The following is a 16,371-nucleotide window of genomic DNA, read 5'->3' as shown; positions in this document are numbered from 1 at the left end:
CCTGTTAGAAAGCTTTCCCGTCCTATTCAGATATAGGTGGATGTGATTCGAAGGGAAAGAATCCGGAACCCTGCCGACAAAAAACCGCCAGCTCCAAGCGGAACTGGCGGTTTCAAAGTAAGAATTACTAAGTCTGATCAGCTATGGAGTTAAGATCCGGACAGCTCCAGCAGCAACTTGTTCAGACGCTGAACATAGGCACCGGGATCATCCAGCTGGCCTCCTTCAGCCAGGCTGGCCTGATCCATCAGGATACGGCTCAGCTCGGCAAAACGGTCTTCATCAGCTTCGTTATCCAGACGAACAATCAGCGGATGCTCTGGGTTAACCTCAAAGATTGGCTTGGTGTCAGGTACAGCCTGACCTGCTGCTTCCATAATACGGCGCATCTGGGCCCCCATATCCTGGGCACCAACCACCAGACAGGCTGGAGAATCGGTCAGACGGTGAGTGACACGTACAGACTCAACCTCTTCCTTCAGAACGTCCTGGATACGCTTAACCAGGTCTTCGCTCTGCTTCTCGACTTCTTCCTGGGCTTTCTTATCTTCTTCAGACTCCAGCTTGCCCAGATCCAGATCGCCACGACCGATATCTTCGAACTTCTTACCGTCGTATTCGAACAGGTGGGACATCAGCCATTCGTCGACTCGGTCAGACAGCAGCAGAACCTCTATACCCTTCTTGCGGAACACTTCCAGATGCGGGCTGCTCTTGGCAGCATTGAAGGACTCAGCGGAGATGTAGTAGATCTTCTCCTGGTCTTCATTCATACGACCGATATAGTCGTCCAGGGAAACAGTCTGCTCTTCCTTGCCTTCGAGGGAAGTGGAGAAGCGCAGCAGCTTGGCGATCTTCTCTTTGTTGCCCATATCTTCCGCAGGGCCTTCCTTCAGAACCTGGCCGAACTCTTTCCAGAACGTCTTGTAGGTTTCTTCATCGTTCTTAGCCATCTTGGTCAACATATCCAGCACACGCTTGGTCAGCGCGGACTTCATGCTTTCCACATTCGGATCTTTCTGTAGGATCTCACGGGAGATATTCAGGGACAAATCGTTGGAGTCCAGTACACCCTTGATAAAGCGCAGGTACATGGGCAGGAACTCTTCCGCCTTGTCCATGATAAATACGCGCTGAACATACAGCTTCAGGCCGCGATCCATCTCGCGATTGTACAGATCGAAAGGCGCCTTACCAGGAACATACAGCAGACTGGTGTATTCCAGCTTGCCTTCCACACGGTTGTGGCTCCATTTCAGCGGATCGGTGTGGTCGTGGCTGATATGGCCGTAGAATTCCTTGTACTCTTCGTCCTTGATCTCGCTGCGACTGCGGGTCCACAGGGCCTTGGCGGTATTTACTGTTTCCCACTCAGGCGCTTTGTTTTCCTCTTCCTTCTTCTCGTTGCCTTCTTCATCGTAGGAAGGCATGTCCTGCTTTTCCATCAGGATGGGCAGGGAGATATGGTCGGAGTACTTGCGGATAATGGAACGCAGCTGCCAGCCATCGGCAAAATCAAGGTGCTCATCTTTCAGGTGCAGGGTAATGCTGGTACCACGGGAAGCCTTGTCAGTTTCCTCGATAGTGAACTCACCAGTACCTTCAGATTCCCAGATAACGCCTTCTTTTTCACCGGCTTTACGGGTTTCAACAGTGACCTTGTCAGCAACAATAAAGGAGGAGTAGAAGCCCACACCAAACTGACCGATCAGCTGGGAGTCCTTCTTCTGGTCACCAGTCATGTTCTTCAGGAATTCCGCAGTACCGGACTTGGCGATAGTGCCCAGATTCTCGATCACATCTTCGCGGTTCATACCAATACCGTTATCAGCGATAGTGACGGTCTTGGCGTCCTTATCGAAGCTGATACGGATTTCCAGGTTAGGGTCAGATTCCAGCAGAGTGGCATCATGCAACGCTTGGTAGCGCAGCTTGTCGGAGGCGTCACTGGCGTTGGAAACCAGTTCACGCAGGAAGATTTCCGGGTGGGAATACAGGGAATGGATCATCAGGTGAAGCAGCTGCTTCACTTCTGTCTGAAAACCTAAAGTTTCTTTCTTTGTTTCAGTAGTCATTAATAAATCGTCCTCGGAAAACTAACCGTAAGCCGGAGTTAATAATTGATATTCGAAATGTGGGGATAGCCAAAAACGTTTTCAAGGGGCATTTTTAAAGAGATTGAAGAAAAATGTCAGATCAGCTGACAAGGACGTAAGAATATCCTTGCCAGGCTGAAGCACTTACGGGGCGTAGCGACAAGATATGACAAACTAAAACGTAACTATGCCAGTGTTGTCGCTATGGCATGCTGCATTATTTGGCTACCGATGTGAAAACCTCAACAGCCCCTGATATCACCACACCAAACCTACTTGATAAACTCTTGTTTGACGACCAATGTATCTACATACGGAAATAATCAACTTACCCTTTATTACCTTTTCAAGTTATCACTTTGATTTCAGGATTGGCTTTCGCATTATTTCGACTTTTATCCAGCACCCCAATCACAACCAGCCACCATAAAACAGCAATAAAGAATATTCCTCCCAGCCAGATCATTGCCAGCGAAAGAGATCCCAAAACGATTATCAGTAATTGTTGCATAAATGCACTGCCTGATTTACCTAACCGACTGACCAATAGCTCAATAGCAGCCTTGCCCTTATATTTTTCCTCATTCCCCAGTGGGACAAAAACCATCTCTTTAGTGGCATCAAACAGTGTATATTTAGCTGATTTACTCAGAACATTACTAATCAGACCAATGTAGACAGACAACGACAGCAGCTCTACCGAGAAAAATCCAGTTGTACTGAGCTGGTTCTGGTTATACAAAACGATAAGAAAAAATGGTACTGCCGTTATAAGCATAAGAACCGGAGTAGCCAATGCTGCTGCCTGCCACCCCTTTGACAACAACCTGAATAAACAGAGCCCGCACACAATACAGCCAAAGCCACTCATCAAAGTCATTTTTCCCATAAAAGTGGCATACTCAAGCTCTGTTGCAAAAACTTGGACAACCTGACTCTTCCAGGCGACTTCCAACATATTGATACAGACACAGTAGAACAGCATGACCAGTGCGATATATCGTACATTTGTGGAATGACTCAAAAACCGAATACTTTCAGTTAGAGGCAGATGTGTCACTGGTGCTTTACTCTCACTAGATAGTGCCTGTCGTTTTATTATTGAACTCTTTTTGCACCGCTGTTTATTACAGCTGTTATGAAGTAAAAGAATGATAATTCCATTAATAAGAAACAGTACCGACAACTGGTTCATACTGAGTTGCCAGCCTGCAGCACCCTGACTGCTGTTATTCGAAATACAAAATAGGATCAAAGGACCGGAAACCAGAGAGGCAAGATTACCCAGCATCGCAATCCATGGATAGGATTTCTCTGCACTGTCCGATGTATGCAGATCATTCGCTGTTGTCCAGAATAGAATGGATATAACCGCCGCGCCCCATAATTCAGCGGCTGTAAATAAAACAACCAAAGGCCAGTAGTACAGAAGCTCAGTAACTATCTGTAATTGAACAGGCAACCAGTTTTCCAGAAAATCGCAGAGCCTGCCGGGAGCCAGTTCATCCAAAGCAGGGTAAATAAGCCAAGTAAAAGCGAGCATCCAGATTATAAATGGGATGATAGATACCCTGAACAACCAGGCTTTACTAAGATGGTTTGCCAACCAACTATAGGTTATCAGGAAAACTAACGCCGCAGGCATAACAACCCAGAATTTCACAAAAGGTATCGCCTCAGCTCCCATTCGGGTAACCAGCAGCGTCTCTTTCAAGTTTCGGGCGATATCAAAATTAATCACTGTACAGAACAGCATTAACGCCAGCTGCCACCTCAGTCCTTGTAACTGATATTGACATTTCAGGCGACTGAAAAGTGCAAAACGTTCCAAAACGTCATTCGCAACCAAGAGCGGGAATAACGCATCAGGTTAGACACAGACAACCAAAAATGCCGAGAATTGTTACAGCCTGAAATGCACACGCCCGGTTGCGATCGGTACATCTCTGTGGGTCTGCCATGCTGTTACAGCAACATTGGCAACTCTGCGCCCCTGCCGATGTACCTGACATTCTGCAAAAGTATTCCTCAACTGACCGGTACGCAGATAGTCAATGGAAAAATCAATAATGGCGGGAATTTTAGGCCGATCCATAAACAGCAGCAGATGCAAAGCTGCCGAAGTCTCCATAAAACCACCAATAACACCCCCATGAAGAGCTGGCAGAATGGGGTTACCGACATTGTCTTTGTTGGAAGGAAGAAGAAAGAGAGCCTCGTCACCCACCAGCTGCCCCTGCACGCCTATCATTTGGGCATAGGGAATCTGATCAATCAATACCTCGACCCGCCCACTCTCTCTGGCTTCAATAACGGCCTCTGCAAAATTCACGATTCCTCTCCCTGCTTTGACTTGCTCTTATCCTTCTTTATTGCAGCTAATGGCCCCAGGCGCATAAAGGTACCAACAGCATGGGCAATGGGATCATCCGGTGATTCCTGCCAGGCAGTGCCACGGGTAAAGACAATGCTTTTCGTCACCCTGTATGGTTCAACCGTTGCGTAGAGGGGCTTGCCGGAAACAGGCACTTTCATATGGTCAATACGAAGATCCAGTGTGGGACAGGCCTCCACATTGGCCAGTGCACAGATTGAACAGATGCCACAGGCTGTATCCATCAATGTTGTGAGTACACCCGAGTGAACAACACCAGTTTCAGGGTTGCCAACAATCTGCTCACTCCATGGAAGCTGAACAGTTACACTGGAGAAATCAATTTCCATTATCGTCATGCCCAGCTTTACGCTATGAGGCAATGCGGCAAGAAACTGTTTGGCAACTGTATCCAGAACCTGTTCATCAGGAATAATTCGGGACATGTTTTTGTCATGATTGTTTTACTTATCTGCTTATAACATATTTTTCTGATAACTACTCGAAATCATCACTTGTTGAGCTATAAGCCATGGTTTTCAAAGCACGGGAATGAAACTCTCGCTGGTAGAGAATCACAACAACACCAGTAATCAAAATCAGATAGAACCAGACATTAATAAACCAGGCCAGCGAAGCCAGACCAAAATAATAGGCTCTTAACCCATAGTTAAAGTGAGTCGCTGCCATAGAAATGGTTCTGGCTCCTTTTTCCGCAAAGGCTTCTCCCAGTGCCTCTGATTTTCTGACTTCCTCAGGCAGCGGCGCACTTCCCATTAAAACCGCACAGTAGTTATAGAGACGTAATGACCAGGAAAACTCAAAAAAGGCATAGATAAAAATTGCAGTGAGCACTAGCATCCTATATTCCCAAAGCTCTCTTGTGATGGCTGCGGACACAGGCAAATGCGAAAGAATACTCAAACCCTCATCCGAAGCTGCCATTCCTGTCACCAGACCGGCAACCACGAGAATGGTTGTTGAAGCAAAAAAACCGACACTGCTGCGAAGCTGATCTAGCAGGTTGGCATCTGCAATCCGGGTTCCACGCTTCAGCATTCTCAGTAGCCACTGCTTGCGGTAAAGCTTCAGGACAGAGGCAAGGCAGGTATGGGTTTTTGAGAGTCGACTGGCTAATAATGTGTAACCAAGCCACAGGCTTAACATCCATATCAAGGCCAGAGAATCAAGCACGGTCGCTTTACCTGAAGACGGGGAAGAGCGGGGCAGTATAGATGGTAACTGAGAAATGCTATTTGTTGTGCTAAATATACCCTACTTGTGAATAACGCCTTCCACTCACGAAGAGGGTACCATGGTTTATCGCAGCCACTTATTTTTTCTCCTTGTAATCACTGTTTTCTTTTTTAACCTGAATGTTTATGCCATAACAGGTCGGATGAAGCAGCCTGAATATCAGAGTACAACTCTCACTCACACTCCTGGTTCAGCCAGACTCTATAAGCCGTTTTCATCTATCATCACCACCTCTTTATATGGTCGATCTGTAAAACTTCATTTTATTCCCACATACCTCCCCCTAGATCTGACAAAATCTGAAAGCTCAGATGCTGAGGTAACTGAAGATACTTTCGGCGTAACCCTTAGAGGATTCATGGTCATTTATGATTTTGGTGGTTATCAAAAATTCATTTTAAATATGCATCAAAATAATGATCAGTCACCAAATGATGACTTCACTGAGTCAGACGAGTTCTACGCCATGACAGACCCTTTTTTTGACTTTGTAAATAAAAAAAGGCCAGCGGAAAGCGATATAATTTCTATAGACAGGGATGATGTATCAACCTTTAGCCCTTTTTCCGACTATATCCTCGCCCTGCTTGAGAAACTGCTTGATTACGAAGTAAGGCACCCACATGAACCGACAGATCCACGGACTTGGGCACCACCGCTAAAAAACAGAACCGGACAGACAGCCATTATTCATGCAAATGGGACCCGCTATATTAATCTTGCTTACTTTTTTCCTCCAGAGGGAGAGGGAGGCTGTGGACATGATTATTGTTTGAGACCCCAAACGACCACTGTAGAGTTTTCCGGGATTAAGGGCAAAGAAAAAATTGAGATTGAATTAGCCCACTCTAAATCCATGTATACTGATGGTTGTAAAGTAAAGCTCTCCAGAACTGCATCCAACCAGGAGAAAAGTTACTCAATTTCAATCACCAAAGCTGCTTCATTTACACATACAGGAAACGATTTTATTGATTTTTTGCTTAAATCCGCAAAAGATTTTATTGTTCCTGCGGGTCAACCTGAAGATACACCTACAGCTTTTACAGAATTAAAAGGGCATGTTCACTCTTTAAGCAACAACTCCGTAGTTTGCCTGGAACAACCTTCCGGCAGCGCCCCTGTTGTCGTAGTTTTACCAGGTCGCAACCCTTCAGACTCTGAAGGAACCACTATTAAAATTCTTCCACCTGGTTCCTTCAGCACCCGGAAATAACCGTCTTTGGTGCAGCCCATTAATCGGCATGGTCTGCACCAAAGATATCATTTTGCAACGGATAGAATAAACGCCTGCTCAAAAGCAGCCTCACGCATAGCCTCATAACGGCCGGATGCGCCAAAGTGTCCGGCCCCCATATTGGTTTTTAAAAACACGGGATTGTTATCCGTTTTCAACTCCCGCATTTTGGCCACCCATTTTGCGGGTTCCCAGTACTGCACACGACGATCTTCCAGCCCGGCCATGACCAGCTGAGGCGGGTAATGCGCTGCCTGAATATTGTCATAGGGTGAGTAGCTTTTCAGGTATTCATAAACTTCGGGATCAGAAGGGTCTCCCCACTCATCATATTCAGTGACTGTCAGCGGCAAGTCCGGATTCATCATGGAATTCAACGCATCCACAAAAGGCACATCCAGAACTGCACCGGCAAACAGATCTGGTCGCATAACCAGTGCAGCCCCGGTCAGCAGCCCACCAGCGCTTCCTCCGGAAATTACAATTTTGCTTCTGTCGGCCAGGTCTTGACTGATTAAATGCTCGGCACAGGCTATAAAATCATGGAAACTGTTTTTCTTCTGCAGACGACGACCATCCCTGTACCAGCTTTCACCAAGGTCTGCCCCTCCCCTGACATGAGCGATTGCAAAAAGCATTCCCCGGTCAAGAAGATTCAGACGGGCCCGGGCAAAATACGGATCTTCGCTCATTCCGTAAGCACCATAGCCATAGACAAGAACGGGAGCCGGTTGATGGAAGCTTTCTTTTCTTCCAACAACACTAACCGGTACCTGGACTCCATCATGGCTGACAGCCATCAAACGACGGGTTGCATATTCTTCCGGATTAAAGCCACCCAGTACAGGCAGTTGCCGACGAAAAGTCAGCTCTCCCGTGTCAAGATCTACGTCGTAAACAGTCGGGGGACGATTCAGGGATTCATATTCCAAGCGCAGAAAGTCTGCCCGATACTCGGCATTATCACAGCCGCCCACTGACCAGGCTTCATCCGGGAAGGCCAGTGTTCTGGTGCTTCCGTCTTCAGAACAGATACGAACTTGAACCAGTCCATTTTCCCGTTCAAAAACAACCAGTCTGCCGGGGAAGATTTCGAAATCCTCAAGGGTGATCTGGTCCCTGTGGGAGATAACTTCCTGCCAGTTATCAAGCTGTTTAAATTCAGCTGTTACAAGGCGGTAATTAATACCTTTATCGTTCGTGCGGATAAACAGCTTCTGGCCATCGGAATCCGGATAGTACTCAACACCCGTTTTCCGAGGGCGGATCATGGATAACGGTTGTGATGGATCAGTCAATGAACCAATAAAACACTCCGAGGTGTCAGTACTGGCAGACTCGACCAGCAGCCATGTCTCAGCCCGGTCTGGATAAACCGACAGAAAAAATCGCTCATTAGGCTCTTCCAGAATAACGCGATCGTTATCAACAGAATCACCCACTACATGATGGCAGAGTTGCCACGGGCGGAAATTCTTATCCTGACGGATATACCAGAAGGAACGGGAATCAGAAGCCCAGACAATATTTGCCGAGCAGTCTTCCAGAACATCAGCAAACTCTTCACCAGAGCTGAGATCCTTTACCCTTAGTGTCCAACTCTCATTGCCTTCATAATCTTCTGCCCAGCCAAGAAGACGATTATCGGGGCTGACGGACATCGCCCCCAGATCAAAATAATCATGGCCCTGGGCTCTGGCATTGCCGTCAAATATCACCTGCTCTTCAGCATCGGCCCCAAGCTTTCTGCGATAGTGAACACCGTAATCCTTACCGGAAAATGTACGGCTGAAAAACTCGTAGCCACGCCAGGAATAGGGAAGTGAATCATCATCCTCTTTCAGGCGGGCCTTCATCTCCTGGTAAAGTTCTTCCTGCAAGGCTTCTGTCGCAGCCATTCCCGCTTTGGTATAGGCGTTTTCAACTTCAAGCCACTGTTTAACCTCAGCACTTTCCCGGCTATGGAGCCAGCGATAACTATCCCTGCGGAGGTGCCCCTGCCCATCATCGATTTCTACAGTTTTCTTAGGGGCAATTGGGAAACAGACCCTGCAATTGGCATCCAGTGGCATAAGAGCTAATCATCCTCAAATCATGGGAGGCGCAAAAAAGGAGGCATTATATAGAATTAGCACCGATAAAAAACAACACTCGCACTCAATAATCCTCAATTTATCAGAATGTTATCACCGTTGAACTTTTGATAAGAATTTTGATCGAACTTCAACGACAGGATTTTTTTGACGGGTTTCCCAATGGCTGCACCTATCAGCGATCAGATAGCCTCAAGCAAACAATCAGGCTCCCATGGTTTTGACACAACCACTTCAGAAAAAGCTTCGAATACAAGCAATGCGCCTGCGCAGGCTTTCGATCGCCCCTGCAACATCTGCCTTGAGTCTAAAACAGTAATCGCTATAACCTGCTGTGTGAGTTCATACTGTGCTGATTGCATTAAGACAATGCATAGTCGACATACTTCCCGATGTGCCAACTGCCGAAAACAGTTATCTTTCAAGAGCAGAGAAACTATGGCTAAGTTCGCGGGGCTCAATAGTTGGCTTCAAGCATCAGAAAAGACACTTTTTTTAAATATAAAAACAGCCAAAACAAAAATACCTGAATTCAGCCCAGATTTGTTAAACGCGATAGATGCTAACGCAAAAAATACTGAGGGCAATACTTTTTTAGTTGAATTATGTCGCCTGCATGATTTTAATGAAACGGTTTTCAATGCTTTATTGGAAGCTGGAGCGAATCCCAACATTATCTCTAGTGAAGGATTCACAATTTTATCATTGTTAATGGATTATGATGATTTCCCAAAACTGGCTTTTGAAAGAACACTCAAGAATGGAGCAGATCCAAATAAAAGAAATGTTGCAGAAGATAAATGCACTCCTCTTGAGAAAGCAGTGTCAGATGATAACTTGAAAGCATTCGAGCTACTGCTTGAATATGGAGCAAACCCTGAGATGAAAAACTCATTTGGCGAAAACCTATTGTATCTTGCAGACTCACCTGCTGTAGCAAATAAACTTCTATCTCTTGGCAAGCTTGATATTGAAGAGCGCTGCAATGAAGGTTACACAGTATTTCTTGCTATGGCCGCAGAATACCAGCCTCACATGTTAAGGTATTGGTACATTCATAAAGCTGATATTAATGCCGTAGATAACAAGGGACTCAATATTTTATCAATTTTGGCCAAGAGCAGGAATATTAAGGATGAGAAAAAAGCAGACTTAGAAAACTGTTGCGATATTGCGCTGGAATTACCACTCAAAACCCCTCAAATTGGCAAAGCGTTGCGGCAAGCATTGAAAGTCAGAAATGATATTTTCATTGAGTGCGCGCTGAACAAAAGTTCCACTGACTCACGCTACAGAGAAGATATCGAAACAGAACTTAAAGACCCATCCTTTTTACAAGATATAAAAGACTCTTACCCCTGGATGGCAGACCAATTACTTAAACATGGTTATGATCCAGCGTAAACAGCTCTGTAGTGGACAATACATTACAAGATGAAAGCGCATCTCGCACTGTTCCGTTATGGCCCGGAATGATTGGCCAGTTTGCTTTAATCCTTATTTATCAAAAGGTTATCATCATTGAACTTTTGATGAAAATTTTAATCTAACTTTATACAGCGATATTTTTCAACATGTCAATTTAACAGTTATGGATACTAGAAACCAAACAGCTTCAAGAAAGAGACAAAACCTCATTACCCCTCAGATGATCACGCCTGCAAAGGCTTTAAAGACCAGTGGTGCGCCTGCACAGGCTTTCAAGCGCTCCTGCAGCATCTGTCTTGAGCCTAAAACACAAATAATCTCTATAACCTGCTGTGTGAATTCATACTGTGCTACCTGTATTAACGATCTTCATAAACACAATATTTTCAAATGCCCCAATTGCCAAATACCGTTATCTTTCAAGAATAGAGAAGCTATGGCCAATTTAGCGGGGCTCAATAGTTGGCTTTTCAGGTCAGAAAGCAAAATTTTTTCTAGCATAGATAGTGGTAAAACCATTAGCCATAAACATTTATCAACTGTTTCAAACGCGATAGATGCTAACGCAAAAAATACTGCTGGCAATACTTTTTTAGTTGAATTATGCAGCCTGCATGATTTCAATGAAACGGTTTTCAATACTTTATTGGAAGCTGGAGCGAATCCCAACATTATCTCTAGTGAAGGATTCACAATTTTATCATTGTTAATGGATTATGATGATTTCCCAAAACTGGCTTTTGAAAGAACACTCAAGAATGGAGCAGATCCAAATAAAAGAAATGTTGCAGAAGATAAATGCACTCCTCTTGAGAAAGCAGTGTCAGATGATAACTTGAAAGCAGTCGAGCTACTGTTTGAATATGGAGCAAACCCTGAGATGAAAAACTCATTTGGCGAAAACCTATTGCATCTTGCAGAGTCACCTGCTGTAGCAAATAAACTTCTATCTCTTGGCAAGCTTGATATTGAAGAGCGCTGCAATGAAGGTTACACAGTATTTCTTGCTATGGCCGCAGAATACCAGTCTCATATGTTAAGGTATTGGTACAATCATAAAGCTGATATTAATGCCGTAGATAACAATGGACTCAATATTTTATCAATTTTGGCCAAGAGCAGGAATATTAAGGATGAAGAAAAAGCAGACTTAGAAAACTGTTGCGATATTGCTCTGGAATTACCACTCAAAACCCCTCAAATTGGCAAAGCGTTGCGGCAAGCGTTGAAAGCCAGAAATAACATCTTCATTGAGTGCGCGCTGAACAAAAGCTCCACTAACTCACACTACAGAGCAGATATCGAAACAGAACTTAAAGACCCATCCTTTTTACAAGATATAAAAGACTCTTACCCCTGGATGGCAGACCAATTACTTAAACATGGTTATGATCCAGCGTAAACAGCTACAGTCCAGAAACACAAACCTGTGCTTCAATCTGCCTGTCCTTGTTCTCACTGTCTCCATCTAATCACTTTTTCCAGAAGCTGGACTAAAGATGCAACATCATCATCGACAGGGGCAGAACCAACTTTCTGAACAATTCTGGTGAGCAGACATTGATATTGTGACTCTGTAACTGCTTTGCTTTAAAACAAGCCCCGCAGTCGCTACATTGGATATCCTGCTCAGGACAAATCTCGCCCAGGTGACTCTGCATATGCTTGCGTAACAAAGACGCATTGCATTGTTTGCAGTTTAATGGAGCGAACTCGCATGTGTTGCTATGTTCTTGCCAGCCCTGCTTTCCTTCCCCACCAGCCCCATATTCAATGTTCCATTCACACCCTTCATAAGCACAATGGACAACAAGTTTCCCAAGCTTTGTTTTGTATTCATCAACCAAAATGTATTTGACCTGACCAGTTATCATGCCCCAAGCACCAATATTACCTTCATTAACCTCAGGTACACTGAACTGATCAAAAACATTAGCGACAGGCTGCGCACAGCTTTTACAATTAAATTTGCCATTAAAACTGCCATAGCCAGCACGAAAGCAACAACCCAGAAACAGCGCATCAGGCATTCTCCGGGATGGGATACACAGGCACATCAAAATACCAAAACAACAGTGGAACCATTTTAGATAATACTGAATTATTCCGAGTGCTCTTTTGTTTTGGTAGAAGTACAATAAACTATATGTCTTACTGGCTTGCAAACATTACCAATTGGAAGTGCTGATTTCATGACCCTGACCCAGTACCTTGTTGCCTGGATGGTTTATATTCTGGCATCTCTTGGCTGCCTGGCAGTCTGGTGGCGTATGACCCGAGGATTTGGCCCTGCATTGAGCGCATGGCTCAGGCTGTTTGCAGCCGTTCTTGTTCTCACGCCCGGGTTGACCAGTCCGGATATGCACTATATGTCGCCGGCATTTCTTGGTGCGCTGTTTGACGGACTAACCAACGGCCCTGAAGCCATGATGCGTAACGGCATTCTACTGGGAGGCGTACTGATTATTGTATCAGTAGGAAAGATTCTGTTTTTCCGTTCTCCGAAGAAACGGGCAACTCGCAAGGACACGAGCCACCGCTCCAATCCTGGTCAACGTATTGAACCCAAAGCACATTGAGGCTGTTTTAGAGACCGTTATAAATGTGTGAACTGCTGGGCATGAGCGCCAATACTCCCACGGATATAATTTTCAGCTTTACCGGCTTGATGCAACGCAGCGGCAAAACCGGCCCGAACCGGGATGGCTGGGGTATAGCCTTTTATGACGGCAAGGGAATCCGCGATTTTCGTGATCCTGATCCCGGCTGTACCTCAGAGATCGCCGAACTTGTCCAAAAATACCCAATTAAAAGTGAAACGGTTATCAGCCATATCCGCCAGGCAAACGCTGGCCGGGTCTGCCTGGAAAACACCCACCCTTTTACTCGCGAACTCTGGGGACGCTACTGGACATTTGCCCATAACGGTCAGCTTCAGGGAATCAAATCCCGGCCTCTGGAGTTCTATCAGCCGGTTGGCACCACTGACAGTGAATATGCTTTCTGCTGGCTTCTGGACCAGATACGAGCCAAATACCCCAAACCTCCCAAGCGCAGGGAAACTCTGTGGCGATATATTCGTAAAGTCTGCAATGAGCTGAGGGAGATGGGTGTTTACAATATGCTGCTCAGCGATGGTCGGGATCTGGGCTGCTACTGCTCAACCAAACTGTGCTGGATTACCCGCAAGGCACCTTTCACCACAGCGTCCCTGAAAGATGCGGATGTCACAGTTGATTTCCACCAGGAAACTACGCCGGATGATATTGTCACAGTGATCGCGACCCAGCCCCTGACAGATAATGAAACCTGGCTGACTATGAACGCAGGAGAGATGCAGGTGTTTTACAAAGGTGAAACTCTTGCTCTGTAGGCGGTTGGACATCGTATAGAGCGGCTGTTTCCGCCTCTTCATTCATTAGTTTTTCACACTCCTCCATCACCAGCTGCCGGAACCAAATATGAGCGTGGTCCCGGTGGCGCAACCTGTGCCAGGACATCTGGTAATCTCCTTTCAGAGCTTTCAGCTCAGGAGGCAGTTCAGCCGCACAAAGAGAATACTGCTCAATAATCGGCCGGGTCAGGCAGGTAGTTCCGATCATGAGTGCCTGAGTATCACTGACTACCTGCAAGGCAAGATGATGATCGGGCGTTGACATCAAAACTTCTCGATTTCCCAACAGCATCATGATTTTGCGAACGAACGGATTTTCCTGGAACTCAGGAATCTCCACCCCGATTCGCGGGTAAGCCATATATTCATTCAGATTCAGGTTACGCCGGCCTGCCAAAGGGTGATTGCGAGACATAAATACGCAAGCCTGAGCATGGGCAATCACTCTGCGATGAATATCCGGTCTGTCTATTGGAATAATATTGATACACATATCCAGCTTACCGGAAGACATATCCGACACACTGTTTTTTGACCATGGGCAGACGCGAAGGCGCACATTCGGGGCATCTTTTGCCAGCCTCATCAGCAGGCGCGGAATCAACTGAACGGAAATATGCTCCATCACACTGATTGCAAACTTGTGCTTACAGCTCAGCGGATCAAATGAAGATGGCTCAACTACCCTGGATACCATGTTGAGAGCTTCAGCCAGTTCACTCTGAATCTCCAGGGCCCGGGATGTTGGCTGCAAACCGTGGGGACGGCGAACAAATAGTTCATCCTCAAAGATATCACGCAAACGACCCAACGATCGACTGATCGCCGACTGACTCAGATGCAGCCGCTCCGCAGCCCTGCTGACATTGCACTCTTCCAGCAATACATTCAGGGTAATCAGCAGATTCAGATCATAACGACGCAGGGCATCGGGATTCATTCACGGCTCCATCCAGTTACGAACCGTGATATTAAGAAAGGGAATGTAAACGGCTCATGCCGGCTATCCTAACGGGACAACCGGCATGAGCCTGTAGGTAGTTACCGTAAACCTTCTAAAAACTGCAAATTTTTAGAAGGAATGATTGTATTGGAGACTCCAGAGGTGAGCAGGACCATCGGTCAGCCTACCGCGAATAGTTGCAAGAGTGATATTATTCCCTGCAACAGATCCTTCCAGCTTATCTTCAATCTCTACGCTTTCTGTTTTCAGGTAGGCGTAACCGAAATCAATTCTCTGATCTTTATCCAGCTGATAACTGGTTCCAAAGGCCAGCAACTGCCGATCACCGTCCGGTACGGTAAAGTGCCGATCATCATTTGTTACCGGACTGTTGTCGTAGGCATAACCAGCCCGGAAGGTCCACTTCTGGTCATACTTGTAAGTTGCGCCGACTGCAATTCTGGAGCTGTCCTGATAATTTTGTTTTACTGCGGCAGGAGATTCACCACTATCAAGCTTGGGAGCAAGTTCTTCGAAGGTTGACCAGCCTGTCCACATATAGCTGGCGTGAACGGCCCACTGATCATTGATATCCTGCCAGATGGAGAGTTCGGCAATATCAGGCAGTTTAATATCAACAGATCCTTTTCCGTTGTAACTTGGGATAACTCCAGGCACCTGCCCAACAAAAACATCTGATTTAGCTTTTCCTTCAAGTTTAGTTTTAACAGTAGAATGATAACTCAACCCCAAGCGGGTACCATCAACAGGCTCCCACATAGCTCCCGCTTTCCAACCAAAGCCCCAGTCATCACCAGACATATCCAAAATACTACCCGGACCAAGTGTTAGAGAACCAATTCCAGGTACATTTAGAGGATAAGGGGTCGGAAGAGTAGTTGTAAGTTTGGCATCAATATAAACAGCATTAACACCCAAGCCAAAGCTCAAATTTTCCTGTGCCTTGTAAGCCAGGTTATAACTCAGGTTATAAGTTTTGATATCAGACAGATCAGCAACAGGAGTAATACCGGACGTATTGGAATAATCCGTCACAAAGCCAAAGTTTGTATAAGCACCTAAACCATAGCTCCACTGATCATTGATCGGTGCTACATAAAAGAACTCTGGAGCAATAGCCTCACCAGCAATAGCTTTGTCTTTTACACCTGTATCAAGATTCTTTATAACAGCATTTGGATGGATATATGTCGCTACTGCTGTGAACATTGCCTTATCAAAAAAGGCCATACCGGCAATATTGGTTGCAACCACCGAAGCATCATCAAGTGCTGCTGCACCGGATGAGTGGGCATTACCTGTTCCAGTCGCCCCATGTTCTCCCAGCTGAAAACCAGCAGCACTGGCATTCATAATGGGCAGCATGGCTGCAAATAAAACAGAAACAGTAAAGGTTCTGGCGATTCTCTGGTGACTCATGGGGTCCCCTTATACTTCTTAGAGGTATTTTGGATAGTTGTTCTTGTGCAGCTTTTCGATCTGGATGCTTCGAGGAAAGGAGCCATGACAGTGGACAGAAGCAGATCCA

Annotated in this window: 14 protein-coding genes and 1 pseudogene; 6 read left to right on the top strand and 9 right to left on the bottom strand. The window is 45.8% G+C overall.

Annotated features, from left to right (window positions below; genetic code table 11):
- Positions 1 to 149: 149 nt before the first annotated feature.
- Positions 150 to 2,075: a molecular chaperone HtpG gene (htpG, locus tag M3P05_RS01620; RefSeq protein WP_249697490.1), complete on the bottom strand. Its 1,926-nt coding sequence runs from the start codon at positions 2,073 to 2,075 to the stop codon at positions 150 to 152.
- A gap of 138 nt (positions 2,076 to 2,213) precedes the next feature.
- Here htpG and M3P05_RS01615 point away from each other — a divergent pair.
- Positions 2,214 to 2,333: pseudogene (locus M3P05_RS01615) on the top strand (IS5/IS1182 family transposase); the annotation flags it as partial.
- Between the two features lie 109 nt (positions 2,334 to 2,442).
- Here M3P05_RS01615 and M3P05_RS01610 read toward each other — a convergent pair.
- The 4 genes from M3P05_RS01610 to M3P05_RS01595 form a co-directional block, all read right to left on the bottom strand.
- Positions 2,443 to 3,852, bottom strand: coding sequence for an NTP/NDP exchange transporter (locus M3P05_RS01610; RefSeq protein ID WP_249697489.1), 1,410 nt, complete (start codon positions 3,850 to 3,852; stop codon positions 2,443 to 2,445).
- A gap of 147 nt (positions 3,853 to 3,999) precedes the next feature.
- Positions 4,000 to 4,428, bottom strand: coding sequence for a PaaI family thioesterase (locus M3P05_RS01605; protein WP_249697488.1), 429 nt, complete (start codon positions 4,426 to 4,428; stop codon positions 4,000 to 4,002).
- Positions 4,425 to 4,916 carry a PaaI family thioesterase gene (locus tag M3P05_RS01600; RefSeq protein ID WP_249697487.1) on the bottom strand — a complete coding sequence of 164 codons (492 nt, stop codon included), beginning with the start codon at positions 4,914 to 4,916 and terminating at the stop codon, positions 4,425 to 4,427. The genes M3P05_RS01605 and M3P05_RS01600 overlap by 4 nt, the downstream gene beginning before the upstream one ends.
- A 52-nt stretch (positions 4,917 to 4,968) precedes the next feature.
- The gene (locus M3P05_RS01595; RefSeq protein ID WP_249697486.1) at positions 4,969 to 5,664 is read right to left on the bottom strand and encodes a DUF599 domain-containing protein; all 696 of its coding nucleotides are present in this window, start codon (positions 5,662 to 5,664) and stop codon (positions 4,969 to 4,971) included.
- Between the two features lie 121 nt (positions 5,665 to 5,785).
- Here M3P05_RS01595 and M3P05_RS01590 point away from each other — a divergent pair, with 121 nt between their 5' ends.
- Positions 5,786 to 6,943 carry a hypothetical protein gene (locus tag M3P05_RS01590; protein ID WP_249697485.1) on the top strand — a complete coding sequence of 386 codons (1,158 nt, stop codon included), beginning with the start codon at positions 5,786 to 5,788 and terminating at the stop codon, positions 6,941 to 6,943.
- Positions 6,944 to 6,990: 47 nt separating this feature from the next.
- Here M3P05_RS01590 and M3P05_RS01585 read toward each other — a convergent pair whose 3' ends face one another.
- Entirely contained in the window at positions 6,991 to 9,036 is a 2,046-nt protein-coding gene (locus tag M3P05_RS01585) for a S9 family peptidase (protein WP_249697484.1), read from the bottom strand.
- Positions 9,037 to 9,495: 459 nt separating this feature from the next.
- On the opposite strand from M3P05_RS01585, the gene M3P05_RS01580 reads away from it, so the two are divergent.
- Positions 9,496 to 10,461: an ankyrin repeat domain-containing protein gene (locus M3P05_RS01580; RefSeq protein WP_249697483.1), complete on the top strand. Its 966-nt coding sequence runs from the start codon at positions 9,496 to 9,498 to the stop codon at positions 10,459 to 10,461.
- A gap of 187 nt (positions 10,462 to 10,648) precedes the next feature.
- Positions 10,649 to 11,887, top strand: a complete 1,239-nt coding sequence (locus tag M3P05_RS01575; protein ID WP_249697482.1) for an ankyrin repeat domain-containing protein — start codon at positions 10,649 to 10,651, stop codon at positions 11,885 to 11,887.
- A gap of 91 nt (positions 11,888 to 11,978) precedes the next feature.
- Here M3P05_RS01575 and M3P05_RS01570 read toward each other — a convergent pair whose 3' ends face one another.
- A complete protein-coding gene (locus M3P05_RS01570) occupies positions 11,979 to 12,515 on the bottom strand; it encodes a zf-TRAF domain-containing protein (protein ID WP_249697481.1) in 537 nt (178 codons plus the stop codon).
- Between the two features lie 162 nt (positions 12,516 to 12,677).
- On the opposite strand from M3P05_RS01570, the gene M3P05_RS01565 reads away from it, so the two are divergent.
- The gene (locus M3P05_RS01565; RefSeq protein ID WP_249697480.1) at positions 12,678 to 13,064 is read left to right on the top strand and encodes a hypothetical protein; all 387 of its coding nucleotides are present in this window, start codon (positions 12,678 to 12,680) and stop codon (positions 13,062 to 13,064) included.
- A 23-nt stretch (positions 13,065 to 13,087) separates the two neighbouring features.
- Positions 13,088 to 13,858 carry a class II glutamine amidotransferase gene (locus M3P05_RS01560; RefSeq protein WP_249697479.1) on the top strand — a complete coding sequence of 257 codons (771 nt, stop codon included), beginning with the start codon at positions 13,088 to 13,090 and terminating at the stop codon, positions 13,856 to 13,858.
- Here the strand turns inward: M3P05_RS01560 and M3P05_RS01555 are convergent.
- Both M3P05_RS01555 and M3P05_RS01550 read right to left on the bottom strand, forming a co-directional pair.
- The gene (locus M3P05_RS01555; RefSeq protein ID WP_249697478.1) at positions 13,803 to 14,819 is read right to left on the bottom strand and encodes a LysR family transcriptional regulator; all 1,017 of its coding nucleotides are present in this window, start codon (positions 14,817 to 14,819) and stop codon (positions 13,803 to 13,805) included. The genes M3P05_RS01560 and M3P05_RS01555 overlap by 56 nt on opposite strands.
- A gap of 132 nt (positions 14,820 to 14,951) precedes the next feature.
- On the bottom strand, positions 14,952 to 16,262 hold the full coding sequence (locus M3P05_RS01550) for an OmpP1/FadL family transporter (RefSeq protein WP_249697477.1): 1,311 nt from the start codon (positions 16,260 to 16,262) through the stop codon (positions 14,952 to 14,954).
- Positions 16,263 to 16,371 lie beyond the last annotated feature (109 nt).

The sequence above is a fragment of the Parendozoicomonas callyspongiae genome, assembly GCF_023502345.1.
In the GTDB taxonomy this organism is placed as follows: domain Bacteria; phylum Pseudomonadota; class Gammaproteobacteria; order Pseudomonadales; family Endozoicomonadaceae; genus Sansalvadorimonas; species Sansalvadorimonas callyspongiae.
Note: the sequence above shows the minus strand (reverse complement) of the source record. Positions and strands in the feature narration are given on the sequence as shown.

Coding starts and splice junctions, on each gene's coding strand:
- htpG (WP_249697490.1), bottom strand. CDS start 2,075: ATGACTACTGAAACAAAGAAAGAAACTTTAGGTTTTCAGACAGAAGTG.
- M3P05_RS01610 (WP_249697489.1), bottom strand. CDS start 3,852: ATGCTGTTCTGTACAGTGATTAATTTTGATATCGCCCGAAACTTGAAA.
- M3P05_RS01600 (WP_249697487.1), bottom strand. CDS start 4,916: ATGTCCCGAATTATTCCTGATGAACAGGTTCTGGATACAGTTGCCAAA.
- M3P05_RS01590 (WP_249697485.1), top strand. CDS start 5,786: ATGGTTTATCGCAGCCACTTATTTTTTCTCCTTGTAATCACTGTTTTC.
- M3P05_RS01585 (WP_249697484.1), bottom strand. CDS start 9,036: ATGCCACTGGATGCCAATTGCAGGGTCTGTTTCCCAATTGCCCCTAAG.
- M3P05_RS01580 (WP_249697483.1), top strand. CDS start 9,496: ATGGCTAAGTTCGCGGGGCTCAATAGTTGGCTTCAAGCATCAGAAAAG.
- M3P05_RS01575 (WP_249697482.1), top strand. CDS start 10,649: ATGGATACTAGAAACCAAACAGCTTCAAGAAAGAGACAAAACCTCATT.
- M3P05_RS01570 (WP_249697481.1), bottom strand. CDS start 12,515: ATGCCTGATGCGCTGTTTCTGGGTTGTTGCTTTCGTGCTGGCTATGGC.
- M3P05_RS01565 (WP_249697480.1), top strand. CDS start 12,678: ATGACCCTGACCCAGTACCTTGTTGCCTGGATGGTTTATATTCTGGCA.
- M3P05_RS01560 (WP_249697479.1), top strand. CDS start 13,088: ATGTGTGAACTGCTGGGCATGAGCGCCAATACTCCCACGGATATAATT.
- M3P05_RS01555 (WP_249697478.1), bottom strand. CDS start 14,819: ATGAATCCCGATGCCCTGCGTCGTTATGATCTGAATCTGCTGATTACC.
- M3P05_RS01550 (WP_249697477.1), bottom strand. CDS start 16,262: ATGAGTCACCAGAGAATCGCCAGAACCTTTACTGTTTCTGTTTTATTT.